This window comes from Pseudomonas sp. GW460-12-10-14-TSB1 (assembly GCF_017349775.1).
Lineage (GTDB): Bacteria > Pseudomonadota > Gammaproteobacteria > Pseudomonadales > Pseudomonadaceae > Aquipseudomonas > Aquipseudomonas piscium.
In genome coordinates this window covers 13168-34599 of record NZ_JACNAC010000064.1, presented here as the reverse complement: position 1 = coordinate 34599, position 21432 = coordinate 13168, and the positions used below count along the sequence as shown (strand labels likewise).

Annotated in this window: 17 protein-coding genes; 16 read left to right on the top strand and 1 reads right to left on the bottom strand. The window is 65.9% G+C overall.

All coding sequences use genetic code 11. The annotated features are described in order from the left end of the window. Positions 1 to 498: hypothetical protein (locus tag J4D52_RS26550; RefSeq protein WP_207272177.1), on the bottom strand; the 498-nt coding region annotated here is incomplete at its 3' end. Positions 499 to 1001: 503 nt separating this feature from the next. Between J4D52_RS26550 and J4D52_RS26545 the strand changes: the two genes are divergently transcribed. The 16 genes from J4D52_RS26545 (at position 1002) to J4D52_RS26470 (ending at position 21368) form a co-directional block, all read left to right on the top strand. After that, entirely contained in the window at positions 1002 to 1457 is a 456-nt protein-coding gene (locus J4D52_RS26545; protein ID WP_102677185.1) for an SRPBCC family protein, read from the top strand. Positions 1458 to 1580: 123 nt separating this feature from the next. Next, on the top strand, positions 1581 to 3413 hold the full coding sequence (locus J4D52_RS26540; RefSeq protein WP_102677184.1) for a copper resistance system multicopper oxidase: 1833 nt from the start codon (positions 1581 to 1583) through the stop codon (positions 3411 to 3413). Further along, positions 3410 to 4339 carry a copper resistance protein B gene (locus J4D52_RS26535; protein ID WP_102677183.1) on the top strand — a complete coding sequence of 310 codons (930 nt, stop codon included), beginning with the start codon at positions 3410 to 3412 and terminating at the stop codon, positions 4337 to 4339. The genes J4D52_RS26540 and J4D52_RS26535 overlap by 4 nt, the downstream gene beginning before the upstream one ends. A gap of 57 nt (positions 4340 to 4396) precedes the next feature. Next, a complete protein-coding gene (gene copC, locus J4D52_RS26530) occupies positions 4397 to 4780 on the top strand; it encodes a copper homeostasis periplasmic binding protein CopC (RefSeq protein ID WP_063430488.1) in 384 nt (127 codons plus the stop codon). Positions 4781 to 4783: 3 nt separating this feature from the next. Continuing rightward, positions 4784 to 5698: a copper homeostasis membrane protein CopD gene (copD, locus tag J4D52_RS26525; protein WP_063430486.1), complete on the top strand. Its 915-nt coding sequence runs from the start codon at positions 4784 to 4786 to the stop codon at positions 5696 to 5698. A 260-nt stretch (positions 5699 to 5958) separates the two neighbouring features. Then, entirely contained in the window at positions 5959 to 6408 is a 450-nt protein-coding gene (locus tag J4D52_RS26520; protein WP_016704754.1) for a DUF411 domain-containing protein, read from the top strand. Continuing rightward, positions 6405 to 6842 carry a YqaA family protein gene (locus J4D52_RS26515; RefSeq protein ID WP_025809090.1) on the top strand — a complete coding sequence of 146 codons (438 nt, stop codon included), beginning with the start codon at positions 6405 to 6407 and terminating at the stop codon, positions 6840 to 6842. The genes J4D52_RS26520 and J4D52_RS26515 overlap by 4 nt, the downstream gene beginning before the upstream one ends. A gap of 134 nt (positions 6843 to 6976) precedes the next feature. After that, positions 6977 to 7987, top strand: a complete 1011-nt coding sequence (locus J4D52_RS26510; protein WP_063430484.1) for an alpha/beta fold hydrolase — start codon at positions 6977 to 6979, stop codon at positions 7985 to 7987. 21 nt (positions 7988 to 8008) lie between these two features. Then, positions 8009 to 8962, top strand: a complete 954-nt coding sequence (locus tag J4D52_RS26505) for a D-2-hydroxyacid dehydrogenase family protein (RefSeq protein ID WP_102677182.1) — start codon at positions 8009 to 8011, stop codon at positions 8960 to 8962. A 492-nt stretch (positions 8963 to 9454) separates the two neighbouring features. Further along, positions 9455 to 11023 (top strand): glycogen synthase GlgA, encoded by a 1569-nt coding sequence (glgA, locus tag J4D52_RS26500; protein WP_025809093.1) that lies wholly within the window; start codon positions 9455 to 9457, stop codon positions 11021 to 11023. A 14-nt stretch (positions 11024 to 11037) separates the two neighbouring features. Then, the gene (gene treZ / locus J4D52_RS26495; protein WP_102677181.1) at positions 11038 to 12834 is read left to right on the top strand and encodes a malto-oligosyltrehalose trehalohydrolase; all 1797 of its coding nucleotides are present in this window, start codon (positions 11038 to 11040) and stop codon (positions 12832 to 12834) included. After that, entirely contained in the window at positions 12831 to 14912 is a 2082-nt protein-coding gene (malQ, locus tag J4D52_RS26490; RefSeq protein WP_063430478.1) for a 4-alpha-glucanotransferase, read from the top strand. Before treZ ends, malQ begins: the two co-directional genes overlap by 4 nt. Continuing rightward, entirely contained in the window at positions 14909 to 17695 is a 2787-nt protein-coding gene (locus tag J4D52_RS26485) for a malto-oligosyltrehalose synthase (protein ID WP_102677180.1), read from the top strand. The genes malQ and J4D52_RS26485 overlap by 4 nt, the downstream gene beginning before the upstream one ends. A gap of 21 nt (positions 17696 to 17716) precedes the next feature. Further along, complete coding sequence (locus J4D52_RS26480; protein ID WP_063430474.1) at positions 17717 to 18037, top strand: DUF2934 domain-containing protein; 321 nt, start codon at positions 17717 to 17719, stop codon at positions 18035 to 18037. Positions 18038 to 18150: 113 nt separating this feature from the next. Then, complete coding sequence (glgX, locus tag J4D52_RS26475; RefSeq protein WP_063430472.1) at positions 18151 to 20319, top strand: glycogen debranching protein GlgX; 2169 nt, start codon at positions 18151 to 18153, stop codon at positions 20317 to 20319. A 293-nt stretch (positions 20320 to 20612) separates the two neighbouring features. Beyond that, positions 20613 to 21368 carry a PIG-L deacetylase family protein gene (locus J4D52_RS26470; protein WP_025809099.1) on the top strand — a complete coding sequence of 252 codons (756 nt, stop codon included), beginning with the start codon at positions 20613 to 20615 and terminating at the stop codon, positions 21366 to 21368. Positions 21369 to 21432: the final 64 nt, after the last annotated feature.

Below are 21432 nucleotides of genomic sequence, written 5' to 3'. Positions count from 1 at the left end.
CGTGGTGCCGTTGCCCTTGCCGTAGCTTTGCAGGTTCTGCAGCACGTAGATGGCTTTCTTGTACTCGGGGATCAGGTAGTTGGCGTACTTGTTGCCCTTGAGGTTGTTGCTCTGGATGGTGTCCAGCTGGATCGCGAAGTACTCCAGGGCGTTGAACTTGGCCTCCGGGTCCTTCTGCACGCCGAAGCGGTCGAACTTGTCGCCGGCGTTGAGCAGGGTCATCGCCGTCACGTCGCTGATCAGGCCCTTTTCCTTCAGGAACGTACTCATGTTGCCCAGTTGCTTGGCGCTGACGTTCTCCGGATCGAACCCCTTGATCTGCTTGTGCAGCTTCATTTCGTCCATCTTGAACACGTTCAGCGCCAGCGGGTTCTGGCCGACCAGGGCAAGCATCTGCTTGACCTTGGTGCTCTGGCTGACCGGCTTGCCGCGGGTGCCGGTGTCCTGCACCAGCAGGCCGGCCTTGCTGGTCCAGCCGCCGACATTTCCGATTGTCATAAAAACTCCTGTGTGCGGGCTTCCCGCAACTTTTGCCCCTCTTGCACGGCCAACGGGAAGATCGCGCAAGTACAACTAAGGGCCATCTGGAAAGCCTGATTGAAGGGAAGAGATGTTCGAAGTATCGGCACGGCAGGAGGTTGCTCCAATAAATATTTCGGGAATTTACAATTTTCGTACATTCTCGATACAAATGCCTGGAAGCCGCGTTTTTACTGGCTGAAACAATTGCTTAACAATCCAGCCCACAGCAACTAAGCGACAACTTGCACAACAAAACGTACCAGACAGTTAATTTACTTCGGATGCTTTTCCAGTGACTTTCGCGCCATTTGCCGGGGGGTTGCGCAACTTTCCCCACCACCGTCCCCGCTCGGGAAAGTACGGCGGCCATCCCCGGTTTCTCATGGGCGATTGTGGTCCGTGCCGGACGGTCGGTGACCCAGCCCCATGACGGGCGCGGGGCAACTATATTTGAGGGTTCCTACACAAGGAGGTGCATCATGGAACAACGTCAGCAGCACCTTTTGAACGAGCTCATCTGCCATGAGCTCTACATCGACGCGCCGATCGATACCGTCTACTACTACGTGACCCAGCCGGATCGCTGGTACGAGTGGCATCCCGCTTCCCTGCGCGCCGATACCGGCCTGGCGGGCTCGTTGCCGGCAGGGCATCGCTTCAGCAAAACCATCGACCTGCTCGGCCTGCAGATCCACATGAGCTGCCGGGTACTGGTCGCGGTATTTCCCAAGGAATTCAAGATCGTCTTCAGTTCTCCGCCAGCAGATGGCTCGATCCACTATCAGTTGCGCAAATACGGGGACGGAACCCTGTTCAAGCGCAGCCTGCACTACTGCTCCGACCTCAACCTGAGCGGTTTGCGCCCGCGTATCGAGCACCTGTCCCAGCTGGCCCTGGCCAACCTCAAGCGCAACCTGGAGGACATCGCCCACTGACCCGGCAACGGGTGACGTCGCGCTGGCTGACAAATCTGTAATCTTCACCTCAGTTTTCTGACAGGCCGCGCCGCTTAAGGTCGCCTCATACCTGACACAACAGGATCGAGGGAGCCTTGGGGCATGCACGTAAAACCCACACGACGCAGTTTTATCAAGGGCCTGGCCGCCGGTGGCGTACTGGCCGGCACCGGGCTGTGGCAACAGCCGCTCTGGGCGCGCAGCGAGGATGGCCAGTTGCCCGCCCTCAGCGGCCAGCAGTTCGACCTGTTCATCGGTGAGTCCCAGGTCAACTACAGCGGCACGTCGCGCACCGCGATGACCATCAACGGCGGCCTGCCCGGACCGCTGCTGCGCTGGCGCGAGGGCGATACCGTGACCATCCGGGTGCGCAACCGCCTCCAGGAGGACACCTCGATCCACTGGCACGGCCTGATCCTGCCGGCCAACATGGACGGCGTGCCGGGCCTGAGCTTTCACGGCATCACTCCAGGCGGCCTCTACGAATACCGTTTCAAGGTCCAGCAGAACGGCACCTACTGGTACCACAGCCACTCGGGCCTGCAGGAACAGGCCGGGGTCTACGGGCCACTGGTGATCGAGGCCCGCGAGCCGGAGCCTTTCCAGTACGACCGCGACTACGTGGTGATGCTCAGCGACTGGAGCGACGAGGCGCCCGAGCGCCTGATGCACATCCTGAAAAAACAGCCCGGCTACTACAACTTCCACAAACGCACGGTCGGTGACTTTATCGAGGACGTCAGCCGTGACGGCTGGGCCGCCACCCTGGCCGATCGCAAGATGTGGGCGCAGATGAAAATGACCCCCACCGACCTGGCGGACGTCAGCGGTTATACCTACACCTACCTGATCAACGGCCAGAGCCCGGGCGGCAACTGGACCGGGCTGTTCAAGCCCGGCGAGAAGCTGCGCCTGCGGCTGATCAACGGCTCGGCCATGAGTTACTTCGACCTGCGCATTCCCGGCCTGAAAATGACCGTGGTCGCCGCCGACGGCCAGTACGTGCAGCCGGTCAGCGTCGATGAACTGCGCATCGCCGTGGCGGAAACCTACGACGTGCTGGTCGAGCCCGGCTCGCAGGAGGCCTACACCCTGTTCGCCCAGGCCATGGACCGCAGCGGTTATGCCCGCGGCACCCTGAGCCAGCGGCCGGGGCTGAGCGCGCCCGTGCCGCCCCTGGACCCGCGACCGCTGATCAGCATGGCCGACATGGGCATGGATCACGGCAGCATGGCTGGCATGGACATGGGCGCCATGCCCGGCATGGATCATGGCCAGATGCAGGGCATGGACCACAGCCAGATGCAGGGGATGGATTCCGGCAACATGGCTGGTATGGACCATAGCGCCATGACCGGCATGTCCGGCATGGACCACGGCGCCATGGGTGGCGCCATGCAAAGCCACCCGGCCTCGGAAGACGGCAACCCGCTGGTGGACATGCAGACCATGAGCCCGACGCCGAAACTCGCCGACCCGGGCATCGGCCTGCGCAATAACGGACGCCGGGTGCTGACCTACGCCGACCTGCGCAGCACCTTCGAAGACCCGGACGGGCGCGAACCGAGCCGCACCATCGAGCTGCACCTGACCGGGCACATGGAGAAATTCTCCTGGTCGTTCGACGGCATCAAGTTCAGCGATGCCGAGCCCCTGCGCCTGACCTATGGCGAGCGGGTACGCATCACCCTGGTCAACGACACCATGATGACCCACCCCATCCACCTGCACGGCATGTGGAGCGACCTGGAAGACGAACAGGGGCGCTTCCTGGTGCGCAAGCACACCATCGACATGCCGCCGGGCAGCAAGCGCAGTTACCGGGTGACCGCCGATGCCCTGGGGCGCTGGGCCTATCACTGCCACCTGCTGTTTCACATGGAGATGGGCATGTTTCGCGAAGTACGAGTGGACGAAGCCGGGAGCGCCGCATGATGCCGAAAAACGCCTTGACCCTGTTCACCACCCTGCTCGGCCTCAGCGCCGGCACCCTGCAGGCCGCCGAAAGCATGGATCACTCCAGCATGGATCATTCGTCCATGCCGGCTTCCGCCATGCAGGGCAGCACGATGCCGGGCATGGACCACAGCCAGATGACCGGCATGGACGGCGAACCGCTGCAGAGCATGGAACCCGCGGCACCCAGCCAAAGCCGCACACCGATCCCGGTGCTCACCGACGCCGACCGCCGCGCCGCCTTCCCGCCGGTGGCCGGCCACGGCGTGAACGACAAGGCGATCAACTCGCTGTGGCTGGTCGATCGCCTGGAATACCAGGACGCCGATGACGGCAGTGCCCTGGCCTGGGAAATGAACGGCTGGATCGGCGGCGACATCGACCGGCTGTGGCTGCGCAGCGAGGGCGAACGCACCAACGGCCGGACCGAAAACGCCCAGGTCGAAGCGCTCTGGGGCCATGCCATCGGCCCCTGGTGGGATGTGGTCAGCGGCGTGCGCCAGGACTTCAAGCCCGGTTCGCCGCAGACCTGGGCCGCCCTCGGGCTGCAAGGCATGGCCCTGTACAACTTCGAAAGCCAGGCCACCGCCTACCTCGGCGAAGGCGGCCAGAGTGCTCTGGGGCTCCAGGCCGAATACGACATCCTGCTGACCAACCGCCTGATCCTGCAGCCCAACGCGGAGGTCAGCCTGTACGGCAAGAACGATCCGCAACGGGGCATTGGCTCGGGGCTCTCCTCGCTGGAGGCCGGCCTGCGCCTGCGCTACGAAGTGCACCGCCAGTTCGCGCCCTACGTCGGCGTGACCTGGAGCCGCAGCTACGGCAAGACCGCGGACTATGCCCGTGAAGAAGGCGAAGACAGCAGCGAAGCCCGCCTGGTGCTCGGTGTACGCCTGTGGTTCTGACTTTCGTTCAATAGATAACTAAAAACATCACGCGGCCAATGCCGCCTGGAGCCTTGCATGTCCTACCTCAAGCATCTCGTCATCGCCGCCACTTTCGGTACCGGCCTGTTACTCACCGGCGTCGCCCAGGCGCACCCCAAGCTGCTGGCCTCGACCCCGGCCGAAGGCGCCAAGGGCGCGGCACCGGCGAAGATCGAACTGCAATTCTCGGAACCTCTGACCACCAAGTTTTCCGGGGCTCGCTTGCTGATGACCGGCATGCCCGGGATGAGCCACGCACCGATGCCGGTCAAGGCCAGCGTGGCCGGCGGCAGCGATCCGAAAAGCATGATCATCAACCCCGCCGCCCCGCTCTCGAAGGGCAGCTACAAAGTCGAGTGGCGGGCGGTGTCCGCCGACACCCATCCGATCACCGGCAACCTGACCTTCGAAGTCAACTGAGCCATGGGCGAACTCATCAACGTCGCCCTGCGTTTTGCCCTGTACCTCGACCTGACGCTGCTGTTCGGCCTGGCGCTGTTCAGCCTTTACGGGCTGCGTGGTGCGCAGAGCCGCTGGCGTTTTCGCCGGCCTCTGGCGACCAGCCTGGTGCTGGGTGTGCTGCTGTCGGGCGCCGCGCTGCTGCAGCTGGCGCTGTCGATGAGTGGCGCCACCCGCCTGGCCGAGCTGGACCCGGCGCTGATGCCCGTGCTGATGCTGGAAACCGATGTCGGCCAAAGCTGGCTGCTGCGCCTGGCGGCGTTGCTGCTGGCGGGCGTGCTGCTTCTGTTCAGCAGTGGCTGGCCGAGGTTCGCGCTCTACGGCCTGATCCTGTGCACGGCGGCAGCCCTGGCCACCCTGGCCTGGAGCGGCCACGGGGCGATGAGCGAAGGTGGCCAGCGTTACCTGCACCTGGGCAGCGACATCCTGCATTTGCTGGGTGCCGGCGCCTGGTTGGGGGCGCTGGCGGCTTTCGTCCTGCTGCTGCGCCGTGGCGCCTGCGAAGGCGAACAGCAGGCAGCCCACCTGCTCGATGCCCTGAAAGGGTTTGCCAGCCTGGGCACGCTGATCGTGGTCAGCCTGAGCCTCAGCGGGGTGCTCAACTACCTGCTGATCGTCGGCCCGGACCTGGCAACGTTGAGCGCCAGCACCTATGGCCTGCTCCTCAGCCTGAAGGTGGCGGTGTTCGCCAGCATGCTGGTGTTCGCCGCGTTGAATCGCTTCCATCTGGTTCCGCAACTGGAACAGGCGCTGCAACAGGCCTCGCCCCAGGCAGCCCTGCCCGCCTTGCGCCGCAGCATGTTCCTGGAACTGGCGGCGGCCCTGCTGATTATCGGCCTGGTGGCCACGCTCGGCATCCTGAGCCCCAATGACGCGTAGTGCCAGACAAACCGCGGCGCCCCCATCGCGGGCAAGCCTCGCTCCTACGGAGAATGCGCATGCTTGTGTAGGAGCGAAGCTTGCTCGCGATGAAGGATAACGCGCAGCAACAGACAAGCCGCAGCGCCCGGACGACAAGCACTTGGTATAACGTTGAAACACAAGCGCCGCGCCGCGCTCGAGAAAAGTAGCAAAATACGCCACCCTGTCGACCCAAGACCGCGCCCTCCGTGGCGCCCCTGATGATCAAGAGACGCCCTATGCACAACACTCTGCGCCTGGCAGCCCTGTCTGCCCTGCTCGTCGGCTCCCTGGCCCAGGCCGCCGACCTGATCCCCATCGATGTGCACCGCGATGCCAACTGCGGCTGCTGCAAGAAATGGATCGAGCATCTGCAAGCCAACGGCTTCAAGGTCAACGACCACGTCGAAAGCAACATGAGCGAAGTCAAGCAGCGCCTGGGCGTGGCCCCGCGCCTGGCGTCCTGCCACACCGCGGTGATCAACGGCAAATTCGTCGAAGGCCATGTGCCGGCGGACCAGGTGCTGGCCCTGAGCAAACGCGATGACCTGCTCGGCGTCGCTGCTCCCGGCATGCCCATGGGCTCGCCCGGCATGGAAATGGACGGCATGCCCGCCGATGCCTACCAGGTCATCGGCCTGACCAAAGACGGCAAGGACGTGGTGGTCGCGGACTACCCGGCCCATTGATCCTCACCGCCTGCCTCGGTCTGTTCCTGGCGGCCTTCGGCGCCGCCACCCTGCTGCCGCTGCAATCCGAAGCCGTGCTGGTGGGCCTGCTGCTCAACGGCCAGTTCAACCTGTGGTTGCTGCTGGCCGTGGCCACTCTCGGCAATGTCCTCGGCTCCCTGGTGAACTGGTGGCTGGGCCAGCGCCTGGAACATTACAAGGACCGCCGCTGGTTCCCCGTCGGCCCGCGTCATCTGCAAACCGCCCGCAACCATTACCAGCGCTACGGCCATTGGTCCCTGCTGCTGAGTTGGCTGCCGATCATCGGCGACCCGCTGACCCTGGTGGCCGGAATCATGGGCGAACCGCTCAAACGCTTCCTGCTGATCGTCACCCTGGCCAAGGGTGCGCGTTATGGCGTGCTGGCCTGGATGACCCTCGGCTGGGTCGGTTGAGCCGACGGGGTATGCCTGCGGGCTCATCTGCATGATCACGAAGGGAACGTTTCGCCCTGGCGATGGCCTCTGCTTATTAATGTCGCCCTAATCGCGTCGCTCCAGGATCGACCCATTGCTCTCGGAGGTCATGTATGTCCCTTAGCCTCACCCGCTGGTTACCCGGCCTGCTGTTGACCGCCGCCCTGCCCAGCCTTGCCGCCGAAGGCCCGGCCTACGGTCCCGAGTTGCAAGGCTTCGACTATCCCTACCCGCTGCAGCACTTTGCCTTTGAGTCCCAGGGCCAGGCCTTGCAGATGGGCTATATGGACGTGCCGGCCAAGGGCACGCCCAACGGCCGCAGCGTGTTGCTGATGCATGGCAAGAATTTCTGCGGCGCGACCTGGGACAGTTCGATCAAGGCCTTGAGCGACGCCGGCTACCGGGTCATAGCCCCAGACCAGATCGGCTTCTGCACCTCCAGCAAGCCCGAGCACTATCAATACAGTTTCCAGCAACTGGCGCAGAACACCCGGCAGTTGCTGGACCGGCTGGGCGTCCAGCAGGTCAGCCTGCTGGGCCATTCCACCGGCGGCATGCTGGCTACCCGCTATGCCCTGCAATACCCCGAGCAGGTGCAGCAACTGGCGCTGGTCAACCCCATCGGCCTGGAAGACTGGAAGGCCCTCGGCGTGCCCTACCGCAGCGTCGACCAGTGGTACGCCCGCGAGCTCAAGCTGTCGGCCGAGGGCATCCGCAACTATGAACGCAGCACCTATTACGGCGGTCGCTGGAAGCCGGAATTCGAGCGCTGGGTGGACATGCTCGCTGGCCTCAACCAGGGCCCGGGGCATACGCGGGTGGCGTGGAACTCGGCGCTGATTTACGACATGATCTTCACCCAGCCGGTGTACTACGAGTTCAAGGACCTGAAGATGCCGACCCTGCTGCTGATCGGCACCGCCGACACCACGGCGATCGGCAGCGACATCGCGCCGCCGGCGGTCAAGGCGCGGATCGGCAACTACCAGGTGCTGGGCAAGCAGGTGGCCGGGCTCATCCCGCACTCGACCCTGATCGAGTTCCCGGGCCTGGGCCACGCCCCGCAGATGGAAGAACCGGCGCAATTCCACCAGGCCCTGCTGGGCTGGCTGGAAACACATTGATGTTTTTTCCCCGGAGCCTTCATGAGTGTGCATATCGCGGTAATCGATGACTGGCAGGACGTTGCCCGTGACGTCGTGGACTGGTCGCAGCTGTCCGGTATCGGCCAGGTCAGCTTTATCCATGACTACCCCAGCGACACCGCCGCCATGAGCGAACGCCTGGCGCCGTTCGAAGTGATCTGCGTGATGCGCGAGCGCAGCCGTTTCGACGCGGCCCTGCTGCGCAGCCTGCCGCGGCTCAAGCTGTTGCTCACCGGTGGCATGCGCAACGCCGCCATCGACCTTGCGGCCGCGGCCAGCCTGGGCATCCAGGTGTGCGGCACCGACAGTTACAAGCACGCGGCGCCGGAGCTGACCTGGGCGCTGATCATGGCCCAGACCCGCAACCTGCTCAGCGAAGCCAGCGCCCTGCGCGCCGGCCTCTGGCAACAGGGGCTGGGCGGCGACCTGCATGGCAAGACCCTGGGCATTCTCGGCCTGGGCAGCATCGGCCAGCGGGTGGCGCAGTTCGGCCAGGTGTTCGGCATGCGGGTGATCGCCTGGAGCGAGAACCTCACCGCCGAGCGGGCCGCGGCGGCCGGCGTGACCTACGTGAACAAGCAGCAGTTGTTCGAACAGGCCGACGTGCTCTCGGTGCACCTGGTGCTCAGCGAGCGCAGCCGTGGCCTGGTGGACGCCCAGGCGCTGGCCTGGATGAAACCCTCGGCGCTATTGGTCAACACCGCCCGCGGACCGATCGTCGATGAAGCCGCGCTGATCAGCGCCCTCGAACGCGGGCGTCTGGCCGGCGCGGCGCTGGATGTGTTCGAGCAGGAGCCGCTGCCCCTCGACCATCCGTTGCGCCGCCTGCCCAACGTGCTGGCCACGCCCCATGTCGGCTATGTCAGCCAGCAGAACTACCGGCAGTTCTTCGCCCAGATGATCGAGGACATCCAGGCCTGGGCCGCCGGCCAGCCGATCCGTCAACTGGGCTGAAGCCACTCCCTCAGGGCATTTGCGCCAGCACTGCCCTGCACCATCATCGGGCGCGGGCGGTTTTTCCCCGCACCGCCCGCTTGCACCCCCTCACCGTTTTCGCGCCAAGGCTGAAAAGCCTCGCCCCCGGCCGGTGCGCGAGACTGCCTTTCGTCGGCTTTATTCCGCGATAGCGCAACCTTCGTCCGGAGAAAACCTAATCGTCACGCCCGCGCTCTAACTTCTGTCCTAGACTGGAATTCGAAAAGTGACCAGGCAGTCACTCCCAGGGAAATAAAGTCGAAACTTTTGGCTCACGCCTTGGGTCAGGTTAAAGGTAGGGCCTTCGCGACTGGTGCAATCCTTGCAACGGCCCCTTCACCCTCTTTGCGTCGACGCATGAGGCTGCGTTCGGCTTTCGCATGCGCAACGTTTTTGTGCCCCGGCCAGCGGATTGGCCTTTTGACACCGCCGGCTGATGCCAGGAACAGATCAATAAAACGGGAGAGACAGATGACCAGTGCCGTATTGCAAACCCAGGGAACGCATCCTCTGCATCTGGCCGGTGAACCGGCTTCCAAATCGATACTCGCCCCTGGCGGCAAGACGTTACTGCCCCTGATCCATCACAACCCCAATCGCAAGAAAGTCCTGTTCGTCACCTCGGAAATCGCCGACCTGGTCAAGACCGGCGGCCTGGGCGACGTGTCGGCCGCCCTGCCCCGCGCCATGGCGCAACTGCATGACGTGCGAGTGCTGATCCCCGGCTACCCGCAGGTGCTGCACAGCGAAAACCCGATTCATATCATTGGCGAGCTGGGCGGCCACGCAGCCCTGCCGGCCTGCAAGATCGGGCGCATGGACATGCCCGACGGCCTGGTGATCTATGTGCTGATCTGCCCCGAACTCTACGAGCGCGAAGGCACTCCCTACGGCGCCAACAACGGCCGCGACTGGCCGGACAACCATATCCGCTTCGCCCGCCTGGGCCTGGCCGCCGCCGACATCGCCGCCAACCTGGCGCAGATCCACTGGTGCCCGGATCTGGTGCACGCCCATGACTGGCCCGCCGGGCTGGCGCCGGCCTATATGCACTGGCGCGGGCAACGCACGCCGACCCTGTTCACCATCCACAACCTGGCGTACCAGGGCGTGGTCAGCCTGGCCTGCTGCCCGGAGCTGGGCATCCCCGAACACGCCCTGCAACAGGAAGGCATGGAGTTCTACGGCAAGCTGTCGTTCCTCAAGGCGGGCATGGCCTACGCCAGCCACATCACCACCGTCAGCGCCACCTATGCCCAGGAAATCACCACCCCGGCCTTCGGCTGCGGGCTCGACGGGTTCCTCGCCAGCAAGACCCAGCAAGGCCTGCTCAGCGGCATCCCCAACGGCATCGACGAAAGCTGGGACGCCGCCAGCGACCCGCACCTGTCCACTCCCTTCGCCATCGGCGACTGGCAAGGCAAGGCCGCCAATGCCGCCCATGTACGGCGGATGTTCGGCCTCGACCCCAGCAGCGGCCCGCTGTTCGCCGTGGTCTCGCGCCTGGTCTACCAGAAAGGCCTGGACCTCACCGAAGGCGTGGCCGAGTACATCGTCAAGTCCGGCGGCCAGATCGCCATCATCGGCCGCGGCGAACCGGAAGAAGAACAGGCCATGCGCGCCCTGGCCGCGCGTTTCCCCGGGCGTATCGGGGTGAACATCGGCTTCAACGAAACCGACGCCCGCCGCATGTTCGCCGGCAGCGACTTCCTGCTGATGCCTTCGCGCTACGAGCCCTGCGGCCTGAGCCAGATGTACGCCCAGCGCTTCGGTTCGCTGCCGGTGGCGCGCAATACCGGCGGCCTGGCCGACACCATCGAGAACGGCGTCACCGGCTTTCTGTTCGACGAGTCCACGGTGGCCAGCTACGAAGAAGCCCTGAGCCGCGCCTTCAAGGTGTTCGCCTATCCGCAGCTGCTCAATGCCATGCGCTGCCGGGCCATGGCCGCGCCTTTCAACTGGTGCAAGGCGGTGGAACCCTACGCCGAACTCTATGAACAGCTGGTGGCCAAGGCCTTGGGAAAATCGGCCAAACCCTGAGAGGGCACTCCAAGATGCCGTCAAGGACACTGGAAACCTGGCCCCACGGCACAGTCCCACTCGATGCCGAGCGCACCCGCTTTGCCCTCTGGGCGCCGGACGCCCGTCACGTCAGCGTTGAGCTGCAAGACGGGCCGTCGTTGCCCATGCTGCCCCAGGCCAACGGCTGGTTCATGGTCATCGGCCGCTGTCCGCCCGGCACTCGCTACCGCTTCAACATCGATGAGCGGATCCGCGTGCCCGACCCGGCGTCCCGGGCCCAGGACGGCGATGTCCACGGCCCCAGCCTGGTGGTCGATCCCCAGGCCTATCGCTGGCAGCACCCGCACTGGCAAGGCCGGCCGTGGCACCAAGCGGTGATCTACGAGCTGCATGTGGGTGTGCTCGGCGGCTACCGCGAAGTGGAAAAACACCTGCCGCGCCTGGTCGAACTGGGCATCACCGCCATCGAGCTGATGCCCCTGGCGGAGTTTCCCGGCGACCGCAACTGGGGCTACGACGGCGTCCTGCCGTATGCGCCGGAAGCCTCCTACGGCTCGCCCGACGACCTCAAGCACCTGATCGACTGCGCCCACGGCCTGGGTCTGGCGGTGATGCTCGACGTGGTCTACAACCACTTCGGCCCCGACGGCAACTACCTGCATCACTACGCCAAGGCCTTCTTCAGGGAGGACCGGCACACGCCCTGGGGCGCGGCCATCGACTTTCGCCGCCAGCCCGTGCGCGACTTCTTTATCGACAATGCCCTGATGTGGCTGCTGGAGTACCGCTTCGACGGCCTGCGCCTGGATGCCGTGCATGCCATCGACGATCCGGACTTCCTGCACGAATTGGCGCAGCGGGTACGCCAACGGATCGACCCGGCGCGACAGGTCTGGCTGACCCTGGAAAACGAACACAACCAGGCCAGCCTGCTGGAGCAGCACTTCGACGCGCAGTGGAACGACGACGGGCACAACGCCCTGCATGTGCTGCTCACCGGGGAAACCGACGCCTATTACGCCGACTTCGCCGAACGCCCCACCGAGAAACTGGCGCGCTGCCTGAGCCAGGGCTTCGCCTACCAGGGCCATGTCACCCGCCACGGCACCGCCCGCGGCGAGCCCAGCGGCCACCTGCCGCCCAGCGCCTTCGTGCTGTTTTTGCAGAACCACGACCAGATCGGCAACCGTGCCTTCGGCGAACGCCTGGTGCGCCTGGCCGAGCCACAGGCGTTGCGGGCGGCCACGGTGCTGTTGCTGCTGTCGCCGATGATCCCGCTGCTGTTCATGGGCGACGAACTGGCGGCGCCGCAGCCCTTCCTGTTTTTCACCAGCCATCACGGCGAACTGGCGGACGCGGTGCGCGAAGGCCGGCGTGGTGAATTCGCCGCCTTCAGCGCCTTTGCCGATCCGCATAAACGCGAGCAGATTCCCGACCCGAACGCGCCGGACACCTTCCTCGTGTCAAGGCCGCAGGCGGACCCGGACCGGGGCGAGCAGACCCGGGCCCTGTATCGTCAACTGTTGCAACTGCGCCGCGAGCACATCGTGCCCTACCTGCCCGGCGCCGAAGCCCTGGGCGCCGAGGTGCTGGCCGAGGGTGCGCTGTGCGCCCGCTGGCGCCTGGGCAATGGCCAGGAACTGCGCATCGATCTGAACCTGAGCCCGCACAACGTCGAGCAGCGGCCACCGGACGCAGCGCAGCGCCTGTTCGACTACCCGGCCCAGGCTTTCGAGCTTCTGCAGCAAGGCCATCTCGCCCCCTATAGCGCACTGGTCAGCCTTGGCGCAGTCGCCCCACTGCCTGACCTTGACGGAGAACGCCCATGAGCGACGCGCAACTGGAAATCCTCGCCAGCCGAGCCGGCCTGGCCGTCGACTGGATCGACGCCAACGGCCGCCCGCAACGGGTCGAGCCACGGGTACTGCGAGCGGTGCTGGCCAGTCTTGGCCATCCGGCCGACAACGACCGGCAGATCGAAGCCAGCCTGCGCCAGCTGCTGCAGGTGCAACAAAGCCGGCAACTGCCACCGCTGCTGACCGCCGATGTCGGCCAGGGCCTGGACCTGGGGCATTACTTCGCCCCGGATACGCCCTGCGAAATCCACCTGGAAGACGGCAGCGTGCTCAACCTCAAGCTGGACGACAACTCCATGCTGCCGGGCCTGGTCCCGGTGGGTTACCAGGAAGTGAGCATCGCCGGCCAGCACTTCACCCTGGCCGTGGCGCCCGAACGTTGCTACAGCGTCGCCGACGCCGTGGACCAGGCCACGCCCCGCGCCTGGGGCCTGAGCGTGCAGCTGTATTCGCTGCGGCGCAGCGGCGATGGCGGTTATGGCGATACTCAAGCCCTGGAAGACCTGGCCCGGGTCGCCGGCGAACGGGGCGCCGAGGCTCTGGCCATCAGCCCACTGCATGCCATGTTCAGCAGCGACACCGGACGCTACAGCCCCTACTCGCCGTCCAGCCGGCTGTTTCTCAATAGCCTGTACGCCGCCCCCGGAACCATTCTCGGCGAGCGCGCCTGGCGCAGCGCCATCGACGCCAGCGGCCTGGGGCCGCAACTGCAACAGCTGGAACAACAACCGATGGTCGACTGGCCGGTGGCGGCCCAGGCCAGGCAGAAAGTCCTGCGCGCTCTTTATGAAGGCTTCTGCCAGGGCGAGCACCCGCTGCACCAGGACTTCGCCAGCTTCCGCCACGCCAGCGGCGAGGCCCTGGAAAACCACTGCCGCTTCGAAGCCATCCAGGCCCAGCGCGCGGCTCGTGGCGAGAGCCTCGACTGGCGCCAATGGCCCGACGCCTGGCGCACCCCGCGCAGCCCGGCGCTGGCGCAGTTCGCCGAGGAGCACGCCAGCGATATCGGCTTCTATGCCTTCTGCCAATGGCTGATCGCCCGTTGCCTGGAGCGGGTGCAGGCCACTGCCCGCAGCAGCGGCATGGGTATCGGCCTGATCGCCGACCTGGCCGTGGGCGCCGATGGCGGCGGCAGCCAGGCCTGGAGCCGCCAGGACGAACTGCTGACGGCGCTGACCGTCGGCGCGCCGCCGGACATTCTCAATCGCCAGGGCCAGGGCTGGGGCATTTCCGCCTTTTCCCCGGAGGGCCTGGTGCGCAATGGTTTCCACGCCTTTATCGAAATGCTCCGGGCCAACTTCGCCCATGCCGGCGGCCTGCGCATCGACCATGTGATGGGCCTGCAGCGGCTGTGGGTGATCCCCCTCGGCGCCCCGCCCTGCGACGGCGCCTACCTGTATTACCCGGTGGACGACCTGCTGCGCCTGCTGACCCTGGAGTCGCACCGGCACCAGGCGATCGTCCTCGGCGAAGACCTCGGCACGGTGCCCGACGGCCTGCGGGAAAAACTCAGCGCGCGGGCCATGCTCGGCATGCGCGTGCTGCTGTTCGAGCAGGAGCACGGCACCCATTTCCGGCCGATCCTCGACTGGCCGGACAACGCCCTGGCCACCACCAGCACCCACGACCTGCCGACCCTCAACGGCTGGTGGCAAGGCCGCGACATCGACTGGAGCGCGCGCCTGGGCCTGGTGGACGAAAGCGGCGAAACCCACTGGCGCGAACATCGCCAGCGCGAACGCGAGGGCCTGCGCCACGCCCTGAGCCGCGACCCGCAGAACTTTCGTGAAGACACCCACGAAGCCGACCAGGTGGTGGACGCCAGCGTGCGCTTCCTCGGCCATACCCGCGCGCCACTGGTGCTGCTGCCTCTGGAGGATGCCCTGGGCATCGACGAACAGGCCAACCTGCCCGGCACCCTCGACAGCCACCCCAACTGGCGTCGGCGCCTGGCCGGCAGCAGCGCGGCCTTGCTCGATGACCCGGACGCCGCGCGCCGCCTGGAGCTGCTGGCCTGCGCCCGGCAACAGGCCCACGAGCGCGACCGATGAACCCGGCGACGCCCCGGCCTGTGCGGGCTACCCTGCGCCTGCAGTTTCATCGCGGCTTCAGCCTCAACGATGCAGTGCCGCTGGTGCCCTACTTCGCTCGCCTGGGCATCAGCCACCTGTATGCGTCGCCGCTGCTGTGCGCCCGCGCCGGCTCGCTGCACGGCTACGACGTGGTCGACCCGACCCGGGTCAACCCCGAGCTGGGTGGCGAGGCTGCCCTGGAGCGCCTGGTCCGCAGCCTGCGCCAGCACGACATGGGCCTGCTGCTGGATATCGTCTCCAACCACATGGCAGTCGGCGGCGCGGACAATCCCTGGTGGCAGGACCTGCTGCGCTGGGGCCGCCTGAGCCCCTACGGCGAGTTCTTCGATATCCAGTGGCACTCCCCCGACCCGTTGCTGGAGGGCCAGTTGCTAATGCCCTTCCTCGGTAGCGACTACGGCGTGGCCCTGCAGGAAGGCGCACTGACACTGTGCTTCGCTGCCGAACGGGGCGAGTTTCATGCCGAGCATTACCAGCATCACTTCCCGATCTGCCCCAGCGACTATGGCGAGCTGCTCCGGGTCCAGGGCGAGCTCGACGCCGAGCCGGCCGAACGCCTCAAGTCACTGGCCGATGCCTTCAGCACCCTGCGCTACCAACCCGACGCCCACACCCAGGCCGAGCCCCTGCAACAGCAACTGCAGGACGCCGCCCGTGACCCGCGGATCCGCGCGGCCATCGAGCAGCATCTGGCGCTGTACGACGCGCGCCAGCCGCAGGGCTTCGCCCGCCTGCACGCCCTGCTGGAGCAGCAGAGCTATCGCCTGGCCAGTTGGCGCACCGCGGCGGACGACATCAACTGGCGGCGCTTCTTCGACGTCAACGAGCTGGGCGGGCTGCGGGTCGAGCGCCCGGCGGTGTTCGAGGCTACCCACGGGAAAATCTTCCAGCTGATCGCCGCCGGCCTGGTGGACGGACTGCGCATCGACCATATCGACGGCCTGGCCGATCCTCGCGGCTACTGCCGCAAACTGCGGCGCCGGGTCGATGCCCTGCGCCCCGGCCAGCACCTGCCGATCTACGTGGAAAAGATCCTCGGCACCGGCGAAAGCCTGCGCCGCGACTGGGGCGTGGACGGCAGCACCGGCTACGAGTTCATGAACCAGCTGTCGCTGCTGCAGCACGACCCGCAAGGCGCTGCACCGCTGGCTGAACTCTGGAGCCGGCACAGCGAACGCCCGGCGGCCTTTCTTGAAGAAGCCCGACTGGCGCGCCAGCAGTTGCTCAACGGCTCGCTGGCCAGCGACTTCGAAAGCGTGGCCCAGGCCCTGCTGCAAGTGGCGCGCAACGACGTGATGAGCCGCGACCTGACCCTGGGCGCGATTCGCCGCGCCCTGCAGGAACTGATCGTGCACTTCCCGGTGTACCGCACCTACATCGGCGCTTGCGGGCGCACGGCGGCGGACGAGGTGTTTTTCCAGCAGGCCCTGCAAGGCGCCCGCGACACCCTGGGCGAAGCCGACTGGCCGGTGCTGGCCTACCTGCAACAGTGGCTCGGCGGCCGCGGCTGGCGCCAGTTGCCACCGGGGCGGCAACGCAAGGTGCTCAAGCATGCCTGCGTGCGCTTCCAGCAACTGACCTCGCCGACCGCGGCCAAGGCGGTGGAAGACACCGCGCTCTATCGCTCGGCGGTGCTGCTGTCGCGCAACGATGTGGGTTTTTCCACCGAGCAGTTCTACGCCCCGGTGGAAGATTTCCACGCGGCCTGCCGCGAGCGCCTGGCGACCTTCCCCGACAACCTGCTGGCCAGCGCCACCCACGACCACAAGCGCGGCGAAGATGCCCGCGCGCGCCTGGCGGTACTCAGCGAACTCAGCCCCTGGTACGTCGAACAGGTGGAACACTGGCGCAGCCTGGCCCAGGCCCTGCGCAGCGATCCCCAGGCGCCCGGCGCCGGCGACGAACTGATCCTCTATCAGGCCCTGCTCGGCAGTTGGCCGCTGGAACTGCACAGCGACGACCGCCAGGGCTTGCGGGACTATGCCCGACGCCTCTGGCAATGGCAGGAAAAAGCCCTGCGCGAAGCCAAGCTGCACAGCAGTTGGGCAGCGGCCAACGAGGCCTATGAAAGTGCCGTGCACGACTTCATCGAGCGGCTGCTGCTCAGCCCCGAGGGCCAGCCGTTGCGCAGCGCCATAGGCACGGCCGTCCAGGTCATCGCGCCCGTTGGCGCCCTCAACGGCCTGGCTCAATCCTTGCTGCGCATGACTGTGCCGGGTGTGCCGGACCTGTATCAGGGCAACGAGTTCTGGGACTTCAGCCTGGTGGACCCGGACAACCGCCGTCCGGTGGACTTCGCCGCCCGACAGCAGGCGCTGGACCCCTGCGGCGAAACCATGGAACTGTTGGCCCACTGGCGCGACGGGCGCATCAAACAGGCCCTGATCGCCGCCACGCTGACGCGCCGTGGCGAGTACCCGCAGCTGTTTCGCCGGGGCACTTACCAGGCGCTGGAAGTACAGGGCCGACACGCCGGCAAGGTGCTGGCCTTCATGCGCGAACACCAGGGCCAGCGGGCCGTGGTGATAGTGCCCAGGCTGGTCGCCGGGCTGCTGGAAAGCGGCGCGCGCCCCCGGGTCGACGCGCCGGATTGGGGCGATACGCGAGTGCATCTGCCATTCGCCGCGCCAGGGCAAAACCTGAAGGGACTTTTTTCCACGGGGGCAGTCACACCCCACAAGGATCTGATGATCAGCAGCGCATTGCGGGATTTCCCGGTCAACCTCTTCATCCAAACTTGAGTTCAGTTCAGGAGCATTGCGATGAGTACCGACGACAAACGCATTCGTGAGTTCGCCTATCAAATCTGGGAATCGGAAGGCCGGCCCGACGGCCAGGAACACCGGCATTGGGAAATGGCCCGCAAGCTGGCCGAAGCCGAGGCCCTGGCCCCGAGCAAGCCGCCCAAGGCGACCCGCGCCGCCAGCGCCAAGCCCGGCAAGCCCGCGGCAAAGCCCAAGGCCGCGGCGTCCCTGCTGTCTCCTGGTGGAAAGGCGCCTCCTGGAGAAAAAGGGCTGCCGCCCGGGGGCAAAAGCAGCGCGGTGAAAAAGCCGCGAGCACCGCGCAAGCCAGCGGCCAGCTGACGACCCTGCCGCCGAGGCGCTCGCGCCACCTCCATTGTCGACCTTGCCCATGTGCGTGGCGCGCCCGAGCGCCACAGGGAGCCTGTTCGCCCATCTGATTCCCAGGAGCACCCATGACCACCTCCAAAGCAGCCGCCACGCCGAAAACCCCGCAAGCGACCGAGCCCTCGCGCATCCGCGAAGGCCTGCCCTTCCCGCTCGGCGCGACCTGGGACGGCCTGGGGGTCAACTTCGCCCTGTTCTCGGCCAATGCCACCAAGGTCGAGCTGTGCCTGTTCGATGCCTCGGGCGAAGTCGAACTGGAACGTGTCGAACTGCCGGAATACACCGACGAGATCTTCCACGGCTACCTGCCCGACGCCCATCCCGGGCTGATCTACGGCTACCGGGTACATGGCCCCTACGACCCGGCCAACGGCCATCGCTTCAACCCCAACAAGCTGTTGATCGACCCTTACGCCAAGCAACTGGTGGGCGAGCTGAAATGGTCCGAGGCGCTGTTCGGCTACACCATCGGGCACCCCGACGCCGACCTCAGTTTCGACGAGCGCGACAGCGCGCCCTTCGTGCCGAAAAGCAAAGTGATCGACCCGGCCCACACCTGGGGCCACGATCACCGGGTCAGCGTGCCCTGGGACAAGACGATCATTTATGAGACTCACGTGCGCGGCTTCACCATGCGTCATCCCTCGGTACCTGAGGCGGTGCGCGGTACCTTCGCCGGGTTGATGGTCGACGATGTGCTGGAGCACATTCGCAAGCTCGGGGTGTCCTCGGTGGAGCTGTTGCCGATCCACGCCTTCGTCAACGATCAGCACCTGCTGCACAAGGGCATGACCAACTACTGGGGCTACAACAGCATCGCCTTCTTCGCTCCCGACCCGCGCTACCTGGCCAGCGGCAAGATCGCCGAGTTCAAGGAAATGGTCGCGCACCTGCACGAAGCCGGGCTCGAACTGATACTCGACGTGGTCTACAACCACACCGCCGAGGGCAACGAACAAGGCCCGACCCTGTCCATGCGCGGCATCGACAACGCCTCCTACTACCGCCTGATGCCGGACGACAAACGCTTCTATATCAATGACTCAGGGACCGGCAACACCCTCGACCTGAGCCACCCCTGCGTGCTGCAGATGGTCACCGATTCGCTGCGCTACTGGGCCACGGAAATGCATGTGGACGGTTTCCGCTTCGACCTGGCGACCATTCTCGGGCGTTATCACCATGGCTTCGACGAACGCCACAGCTTCCTCGTGGCCTGCCGCCAGGACCCGGTGCTGCGCCAGGTGAAGCTGATCGCCGAGCCGTGGGACATCGGCCCCGGCGGCTATCAGGTGGGCGGCTTCCCGCCGGGCTGGGTGGAATGGAACGACAAGTTCCGCGACACCGTGCGCGCCTTCTGGAAAGGCGACGACGGCCAGCTCGCCGACTTCGCCGCGCGCATGACCGCCTCCGGCGAGATGTTCAACCAGCGCGGGCGACGGCCTTATACCTCTGTCAATTTCGTGACCGCCCACGACGGCTTCACTCTGCATGACCTGGTGTCCTACAACGACAAGCACAACGAAGCCAACGACGAGGACAACCAGGACGGCAGCAACCACAACCTGTCGTGGAACCACGGCGTCGAAGGCCCCACCGACGACCCGCAGATCAATGCGCTGCGCCTGCGCCAGATGCGCAACTTCTTCGCCACCCTGCTGCTGGCCCAGGGCACGCCGATGCTGGTCGCCGGCGACGAGTTCGCCCGCACCCAGCACGGCAACAACAACGCCTATTGCCAGGACAGCGAAATCGGCTGGGTCAACTGGGACCTGGACGACGACGGCAAGTCGCTGCTCAAGTTCGTCAAGCGCCTGGTCAAGCTGCGCATGGCCTACCCGATCCTGCGCCGCGGACGCTTCCTGGTGGGCAACTACAACGAGGACATCGGGGTCAAGGACGTCACCTGGCTCGCCCCGGACGCCAGCGAGATGACCATCGAACAATGGCAGGACGGCCACGGCCGCTGCCTGGGCATGCTGCTCGACGGCCGTGCCCAGGAAACCGGGATACGCCGCCCCGGCGCCGACGCGACCTTGCTGCTGGTGGTCAACGCCCATCACGACATCGTCAACTTCAGCCTGCCGGAAGTGCCCGACGGCGGCTTCTGGACTTGCATGGTCGACACCAACCAGCCCTCAGTGAAAGGTCAGGAACGCTTCGAGTTCGGCCACCCGTACTCGGTGACCGGCCGCTCGCTGCTGCTGTTCGAACTGCAGCATGAGAGCGACGATTGAGCAGGTGGCTGGCCATTTGCTGAACTTAATGGCGGGCAGTGCCCAGCCCATCAGACACATGTACGATGGTGCCAGCCCCCCATTCCCCGCTATCTTGAACACCTGAGCGTCGCCGTCAGAAAAAAACCGCTGGCCCCTGCGACGGCGACCAACGGCTGTGTATGATTGAACGCTCTTGCAGGACGGCAATCCAAGGTATGGAGCGCCGGCACCCGGACCGACACCGGGTGCGAACCCAAGCGGCCCGGTTCATCACCGCGCGCCGGCTGCCCCGGAACAAGGATGTGACACCCATGAGACCCATACCCCTGAGCGACAACTGGCCGGAGCAGGTCTGGAACGGCGCCCGCCAACTGCTCGACGTCCCCCCCATCAACCTGGCCAGCCTGGTGCCGCCCGGATTTCGCGCGGTGGTCATTGCCCCGCACCCCGGCGACGAAGTCCTGACCTGCGGCGGCCTGCTGCAGGTACTGGCCCACCACGGCCATCCGCTGCAACTGATTTCCGTCACCGACGGCAGTGCCAGCCACCCCGGCTCCGACCTGTGGTCGGAGCGGCGCCTGAGCGTGTTCCGCCCCCAGGAAAGTGTCGAGGCCCTGCGCCGCCTGGGTTTGCCCCTGCACAGCCTGAAGTGGATTCGCGGCGGTTTTGCCGACAGTGGGCTGCAGGAGCGCGAGCATCAGCTGAGCCAGTTCATCGGCCGCTACCTGCGCCCCGATGACGTGGTGTTCAGCACCTGGCGCGAAGACGGCAACGACGACCACGATGCCGTCGGCCGCGCCAGCGCCAAGGCCGCGGCCCGGGCCGGCGTGGCATTCCACGAAGTGCCGGTGTGGGCCTGGCACTGGCCGGCGCGCGACGAACACCTGCTGCCCTGGCACCGCGCCCGCAAGCTGCGCCTCGACACCTGGACCGTGGCCCGCAAGCGCCACGCGGCGCATGCCTATGCCAGCCAGTTGCAGGGCGATCCGGGCATCGGCCTGGCCCCGACCCTGACGCCGGTGGTGCTGGAGCGACTGCGCCAGTCCTACGAAATCATTTTCATGTAACGCCGCCCCGATGTACCCGCCCGGGGGAAAACCTGAACTGACCGGCAAAGTCTCAGTCGCATGA

Excerpts from the sequence above, each read along its gene's own strand:
- J4D52_RS26535 (WP_102677183.1), top strand. The coding sequence starts at position 3,410 with ATGATGCCGAAAAACGCCTTGACCCTGTTCACCACCCTGCTCGGCCTC.
- glgA (WP_025809093.1), top strand. The coding sequence starts at position 9,455 with ATGACCAGTGCCGTATTGCAAACCCAGGGAACGCATCCTCTGCATCTG.
- treZ (WP_102677181.1), top strand. The coding sequence starts at position 11,038 with ATGCCGTCAAGGACACTGGAAACCTGGCCCCACGGCACAGTCCCACTC.
- J4D52_RS26485 (WP_102677180.1), top strand. The coding sequence starts at position 14,909 with ATGAACCCGGCGACGCCCCGGCCTGTGCGGGCTACCCTGCGCCTGCAG.
- J4D52_RS26540 (WP_102677184.1), top strand. The coding sequence starts at position 1,581 with ATGCACGTAAAACCCACACGACGCAGTTTTATCAAGGGCCTGGCCGCC.
- J4D52_RS26520 (WP_016704754.1), top strand. The coding sequence starts at position 5,959 with ATGCACAACACTCTGCGCCTGGCAGCCCTGTCTGCCCTGCTCGTCGGC.
- copD (WP_063430486.1), top strand. The coding sequence starts at position 4,784 with ATGGGCGAACTCATCAACGTCGCCCTGCGTTTTGCCCTGTACCTCGAC.
- copC (WP_063430488.1), top strand. The coding sequence starts at position 4,397 with ATGTCCTACCTCAAGCATCTCGTCATCGCCGCCACTTTCGGTACCGGC.
- J4D52_RS26505 (WP_102677182.1), top strand. The coding sequence starts at position 8,009 with ATGAGTGTGCATATCGCGGTAATCGATGACTGGCAGGACGTTGCCCGT.
- malQ (WP_063430478.1), top strand. The coding sequence starts at position 12,831 with ATGAGCGACGCGCAACTGGAAATCCTCGCCAGCCGAGCCGGCCTGGCC.
- J4D52_RS26470 (WP_025809099.1), top strand. The coding sequence starts at position 20,613 with ATGAGACCCATACCCCTGAGCGACAACTGGCCGGAGCAGGTCTGGAAC.
- J4D52_RS26480 (WP_063430474.1), top strand. The coding sequence starts at position 17,717 with ATGAGTACCGACGACAAACGCATTCGTGAGTTCGCCTATCAAATCTGG.
- glgX (WP_063430472.1), top strand. The coding sequence starts at position 18,151 with ATGACCACCTCCAAAGCAGCCGCCACGCCGAAAACCCCGCAAGCGACC.
- J4D52_RS26545 (WP_102677185.1), top strand. The coding sequence starts at position 1,002 with ATGGAACAACGTCAGCAGCACCTTTTGAACGAGCTCATCTGCCATGAG.
- J4D52_RS26510 (WP_063430484.1), top strand. The coding sequence starts at position 6,977 with ATGTCCCTTAGCCTCACCCGCTGGTTACCCGGCCTGCTGTTGACCGCC.